This window comes from Microcystis sp. M179S2, assembly GCF_020245805.1.
Lineage (GTDB): Bacteria > Cyanobacteriota > Cyanobacteriia > Cyanobacteriales > Microcystaceae > Microcystis > Microcystis aeruginosa.
Window position 1 is genome coordinate 22953 of the sequence record NZ_JADBUE010000209.1, and the last position, 6509, is coordinate 29461.

3 protein-coding genes and 1 pseudogene are annotated in these 6509 nt (G+C 38.7%); 1 reads left to right on the top strand and 3 read right to left on the bottom strand.

Translation table 11 applies throughout. From position 1 onward, the window contains the following. Positions 1–29 precede the first annotated feature (29 nt). The 3 genes and pseudogenes from IM500_RS13010 to IM500_RS13020 all read right to left on the bottom strand — a co-directional run. The gene (locus tag IM500_RS13010) at positions 30–2255 is read right to left on the bottom strand and encodes a hypothetical protein (protein WP_287738615.1); all 2226 of its coding nucleotides are present in this window, start codon (positions 2253–2255) and stop codon (positions 30–32) included. Between the two features lie 10 nt (positions 2256–2265). After that, a complete protein-coding gene (locus tag IM500_RS13015; protein WP_287738617.1) occupies positions 2266–3330 on the bottom strand; it encodes an NAD-dependent epimerase/dehydratase family protein in 1065 nt (354 codons plus the stop codon). Between the two features lie 25 nt (positions 3331–3355). Next, positions 3356–3741: pseudogene (locus IM500_RS13020) on the bottom strand (glycosyltransferase); the annotation flags it as partial. A 686-nt stretch (positions 3742–4427) separates the two neighbouring features. On the opposite strand from IM500_RS13020, the gene IM500_RS13030 reads away from it, so the two are divergent. Then, the gene (locus IM500_RS13030; RefSeq protein ID WP_190722224.1) at positions 4428–6092 is read left to right on the top strand and encodes a hypothetical protein; all 1665 of its coding nucleotides are present in this window, start codon (positions 4428–4430) and stop codon (positions 6090–6092) included. Positions 6093–6509: the final 417 nt, after the last annotated feature.

Below are 6509 nucleotides of genomic sequence, written 5' to 3' on the forward strand. Positions count from 1 at the left end.
ATTAACCGCTTTTCAAGGTTCAAGAAAGATTATGAACCAGTCTCAACTTCCCAAAAAGGCGTTACTTTTATTTCTGGGGAGAATAGCAGAGGATTACTGACAGAAAAGCTAAAAGATTTGACTTGTGGTGGTAATTTTCCTTGAAAAAATGCCATTAATTCCTGATCATTTCTCGGTAAATGACTAAGGATAACTCCATTAGCTGAATTGTCTTGAAGAAAGCGAAAATTGGCTTGAGTTCCATCGAGATAATTAACGTTAATTATCACGGGAGGGATTCTAAAGAGTTGTTTGACTATTTTACCCAACCAAGAATATTCAAATTTAACTTGAACACGAGTAATCCCACTATTACGAGTAGGTAATTCATAGACTTGATCCCAAGTAACATTAGTAGTCTCTCCTAGAGGGGTTGGAATGCAACGACTGACTTTTTGTTTTTCTAGAAGATAAAAGTTGGTTTTGATTGCGGGGACTTGGAAGGGCGAATTTACCGAGTCAAGTTGATAATTACAAACCACATAGGAAAAGGCTTTAGGTTCATCAAAAAAAGGATGTCTGCCATCAATAGCTTGAAAGTGATAAATCAGATAATCTCTGGGAGATTGAGATAAGCTTTGATAATTTAGTTCATCCAGTTTTTCTGTATAAGCAGAATAGGATTGAATAATCGGCCGCGGTTTCCAATTAAGCTGATTGCCCGGAATAAGTGAAAATTCCCAGGGAATTATATCAATAGTTTTGCCTTGCACTTTTTCCAGCACAGAATCGGGTATTTTGGTAGCGGCAGCAATGACTTGTAAATTTTGAGTTGTACTCTTTTCACCTCGCATTTTTAATTCTGTGGGATTAAGCATAGAGGAAATGACAACCCCAATATTATTAGCCACCCTATCGGGACTGAAATTACTCCACTTGCGAGCATTTTCCAATATAGTCCAATTAGGACTAGAGGTGATAATAATACATCCCAAAAAAATTATTCCCCAAGCACAATAAGCAATTTTCTTAAACCGATATTTTTTAATAATTGTTGTATAGAGAGAAGCTAAGAGAATAACCACAAGTGTAAAAACAACAACGTGAGCATCTTGCCTAACGAATCCATGCTTAAATGATAAAAACACAGGAAAAATATAGGCAATAGCCAGACTAATTTTTTGGTCTATAATTGCCAAGAACATTAAAAGCAAACTTAAGGCAAAGCAGAGCAAAGCAATTAGTAAACGCGGGTAATTTCCTACAATACTCATCCCACTGGAATAACCAGAAGAAATTTGCCAAGAATTGCTTAAATATCCCATAAGAGAGGGAAAATTATTTAGATTAATTGTTTGGAGGAGAAGTAACCCATAAAGCCCATAAAATACTAACAGAGGTAACAAGTTAAGTAAGTGATTCTGGTTAAATAGAAGATAGATTTTGCCTTTGATCCCCCCTGCCCCCCTTAATAAGGGCGGTGCCGATAGGCGGGCAGATCTGACGATAAACCAGAGAGTTAAAGCCACTCCTCCAGCAATGCAAAGATTAACTATAATATGAATAAAGGCTCGGTTATAAGAGGCTGGATAGAGAAAAATAAAGGCAATGGAAGGAATGCTTAAAGTTAAGTTAATACCAGCGAGAACATTTTTTATAACTATCGATGGTGACTTTTGAAAATATCCCCGAATAATATTAACAAATATGTAGATAAACAGGCTGCCTGCTAGATAAATTCCTAAAGTTAGTTTGGTGAGTATAGAGAAACCAGTGATCATGCCAATAGCTATAGCTAAATAATTGATGTACTTTTGAAAAAAGTTATCAAAAGACATGAGTATCAAAAGGATAAATGTTATCTGATAATCAACAGTAAAGCCGATACTGTTGTAGGGATTTCCTACTAGGGTAGCAAAAATAATTGACAGCACAAAAACTATTTGATTGCTATAGTCCTTGATAAATAATAATCTGAGAATAACTACTGCTAATAGACAAAGGTGTATCAACCAGCGAAAATAGATAATTTGGGAAAAGTTGTGATTTAAAGATGTGCCATGAACCAGATAGCCTAGGGGTCCATAGGTGAAGATAATATCTTGTCCAAAAATTAACTGTTTATGGGCAGCATCACTAATAGCAAAAGCCCAAGAAGCATCTAAACCAATTTCTAGCCAATCAATAATAGGCAAATTTGCCAGAAAAAAGTAGGCAGTAATGATAATTAGTATTCCTTTGACTAATACAGGTGAATCGAGAGATTTTTTCTGCATAATTGTTCAGTTAAAAAATACCTTTTAATTCCTTTTCATAGGTGTGAATCCAATCAAAAATATCTTGGATTAATTTTCTACCGTCTCGCTGGGGTTGCCATCCAGTTATAGAACTGATTTTGCGGGAATCAGTGATAAAAATTGGCATATCTCCGGTGCGATTTTCGGGAATTGCCTCAATCATTATACTATTGCCCGTGATTTCTTGACATAGTTTTGTAGTTTCATAAAGGGACAAGGAAAAATCTTGCCCACCCCCCACATTAAAAGTCTGCCCTTTGAATTGTTCTAAATTAGCAATCTGAATATCGATTAAATCGAGTAAATCAGCTACATGAAGAAAATCTCTAACCTGTTTCCCTGTACCCCCATAACCGATATATTTTAAGGACTTCTGAAAGTAATGATTAGCTACCCAAAGGGCAAAAACTCCCTGATCAACTTTTCCCATTTGCCAAGGACCAGTTAAAACTCCACAGCGATTAATTAAAGTTCTTAATCCGTAGGCATCCCCATATTCATTAATAATCAATTCCGATGCTAACTTAGTGGAACCGTAGAGAGAACGGGGCAAATCTAAGGGAAATTGTTCCGCGATACCAAAAGCAGAAACCCCAGGTAAATTTTGCTGTTCAGATAACTGAAAACGAGTATCTGTTTCTGTATAGTTTAATTGATTAAGATAGGCGATAGGATAAACTCTGCTGGTGGAGAGAAAAATAAAATCTGCTTGGGTTTGTCTAGCTAATTCTAAACAGTTAATCGTTCCAATTAAGTTTGTTTGCAAAACGTAGCCAGGGGAAGTATAACCAGCTAAAACGGAAGGTTCTGCCGAACATTCTAGGATTAAATCCACTGGCAAAGCGGATGCTTCTAAGTCTTCCGCATTTCTGACATCTCCATGAACAAACTCAATTCCCGCCTGTTTGAGACGGGGAATATTTAACTCGGAACCGCGACGTTTTAAGTTATCTAAGGCGATAATTTTCCAATCGGGATAACGTTGGGCTAATCCTAAACCTAAGGAACTGCCCACAAAACCCGCACCACCAGTAATTAACATTTGTCTAGTCATCAAAAATACTCCTCTAGATAAGTAATTATCTAGCCACTTGATTCTTTTTCTGTTTGCGCTTATAGTCGCCTCTAGAAAGGTGTTTTTCTAACCAGATAGAGAGAACTATAAATAAATAACGACTACCCATTTCCTTGAGTTTTAACTTGGAAACCCCTGGAGTACGATCATGTTATCGGGAGAGTCAGAATTATCTGCCATTGCTACCGCAACCGCATCGCCGCTAAAATTTTCTAATCCACAGCGCACCGCCAAACCAAAACCGTTGGGATAATAGTTATTGATGTAGCGAATCCGAGGATTTTCTTGGTTAATTTTTTGCATAACTGCTTCAGTGTTATCTTGGCTATTGTCATTAACAACTAGGATTTCATAGTCAATTTTATCCTCTTCTAAACGTTCAGACATTATAGGAAATATCTTACACAATCTTGGCCAGATACGCAAGACGGCTGACCACTACTACCGAATCACTACCGGGATTAGCTATTAGTCCCTAACAGGACAGGGAATCGGATGATCGATTTAGGAAGACCTAGTATTTGCTAATCATTAACTAGAGGGCGATCGCATAGTAGACAACAAAATGAGCAAAATTCTCAAACTCATAAATAGCAAGGATTACAGACAAAAGTAACATTTTATGAAGATAGACTTGACAAAATCAACGCAGCCTTAAATTGTCGGGAATGAGTCAATCCCTAGAGCTTTTGCATAAGTCGAGACAAAATAAGATAAAATGGTTCGGCAGTTTAAGATTGAAAGATGACTGACGAACAAGTAAAAACTTTGTCGAGTGTATCCAGACACATTTAAGGATATGGTGACAGTCCTGGCAGGCGAGAATATCGCACCTATTCTTGATTTGCGTGGGATTCAACTTACACAGTGACAGATATTTTGAGAAAGATTTCTGTCATTCCCGTTACTTGGCAAAACTGGGCTACGGAAGTATCCAAACTAAAACTTAAAGAGATGGGAAGTAGATAAATATTTATCGTGCCTTATGCCTGGCTCGAAAAACATTTATCTAGAGGTGATTATCTTCACCAGAAGAATTGATCAGCAATTTGGAGTAAACCCTAGATAATTTAATTATGATATTCTTTCAACTTGTAGTTATCGCAGCAACCGCACTTGCTATCACTTTTTCCCTTGGCTATATAGTCTTGCGTGCAGTTACTAACTTAACAGTCAAGGAATGTCTGGCACTTGCAGGGGCCTGTGGTATGGCTTTACAGGGAGCGATTGCCTTCATCGGCTTTCTACTGGGCCTTTCAGGACGTAATTTCTTTATCCTGACCACCGTGGCTCTATTTACCATAGCTATAGCCTTACTACTGCGGAAGCCAAGGAAGACTGAGCCGACTGGGAATTATTCTTGGCTGTACCTGTTGATTGTGTTTTGGACAACTCTAGTTGGCATACAGTTGTTCGTCCTGATCTATAGTGGTGCTAACTGGTATGGCGACTGGTGGATGCACTACGATCTTGCCCAAGTCTACCTAGGACAACAGGCAACTGATACTATTTATTTTAACCGTTACATCGTCTCATCTCGCACGCCTTTGTTCAATCTTTTTTCGAGCTACTATCTTGGTCTTTTGGGAAATCAATTTAGTATCTATCAATTAAGCTCAATATTGCCAGAAGTTTTTTTATTAGCAATGATTCCGTTGCTATTGCGCCCCTACCAGGTAACAATAGCAGTTATCCTAGTGGCTTTCAATGGTCACATGAATAGCACCAGCATTTATCCTTGGCCGAAGATACTTGCTTCCTTATATGTAATTACCGCCATCTATTTTTATCTCGACCTGAGAAAGAATTCCAGGAGGACTTTGTTCTCTCAATCTGCTGTTGGTTGGGGCTTAAGTTCTGGATTAGCGATGCTTAGTCACCCATCAACCCTTTTTTATGTAGCCGCTATGGTTGCCGACAATATCTGGATAAACCGCCACAATTTTGTTAACGTATTACGGCAATTATTGGTTCCCCTATTGATAGCATTTGTGACGTTACTACCCTGGATATTGTGGGGCATAAGCGAATATGGCTTGCCAGAATTCTTGCGAGCTTTATCTAACACCACAGGCAGCATGAGTACCATCGAAAGAGTGATGAATGCCCTTGGCAATCTGACCAGTACACTTGTGCCTATTCCCCTAGGGAAGGCCTTGATTAGTTTCAATACAAATAACCCAATCATAGGACAGATTGGCAATCCATGGCTGAGGTTTTATTATAATGTTCTGCCCGGTGCCTTGAACATAACCATAACTTGCTTGCTCTTATTCGAAGGAGTTAGACGATATTTCCGGAAAAGTTCTTTGCAGTCTATATTGCCAAATTCACTCTTTTTGTTGGTAATCGTCTTTGGGTTTTTAGGTGGTTGCCTGCTGCAACAGGGCTTTAACACTGGCGGTCTAGTTGGTGAGAGCATGACTCCTATAGTCTTTCTTCTCTTGTTAGTTGCCAGTGAATACTTTTATGATCTAGGTGTTAAGTTTCGCCAACTTTTCTTGCTGATTCTTACAGGCGAGTTCTTGATTTCCCGTGGACTTCACTTAGTTTTTCTGGGAATAGGGCATCCCTTTATTTGGGATGACAATTTGAGTCTAAAAAACGATAAAAACCTTGTCTTTGCCAGAGATATTATCGCAACTCCCTGGCTGGGTTTTCTGATTACTACATTGTCCTTTATACTATTATTAGTAATTGGATTGAAAGCCTGTTCAAGAGAACAACGCACTTCTAATTAGGGCTTGCTGAAAAAGTTTTTCGTGGTGGCAGGGTGTGGGGTTTTACCGATTTTGAGGTGGTCAATTACCCAATTTTCAGGGAAAAAGTACCTGAATTTTCCCCCCAATCACTCCAAGGGTCGGCACTTTTTGATTTCCAAAAGGTCTAAAAGTCTTACCCAACAAGGTTTTTAGATTTATTCAGCAAGCTCTAATTAGGGTTTGCGGCAAAAAGTAGGGGCGAAGCATTCGGATAGAAAATCTCCGGTTTCACCGATAGGTTATTGCCCGAATGCTTCGCCCCTACAGGACGCGGGCCGATGAAGACGCAAGGTTTTGAAGCACGATTCTCTCAAAATATTGCACCTGTTTCACGAGAAAAGCCACAAAACCCTTACCTTGCCTACATTTCACATTTATTCAGCAAGCCCTAATTAA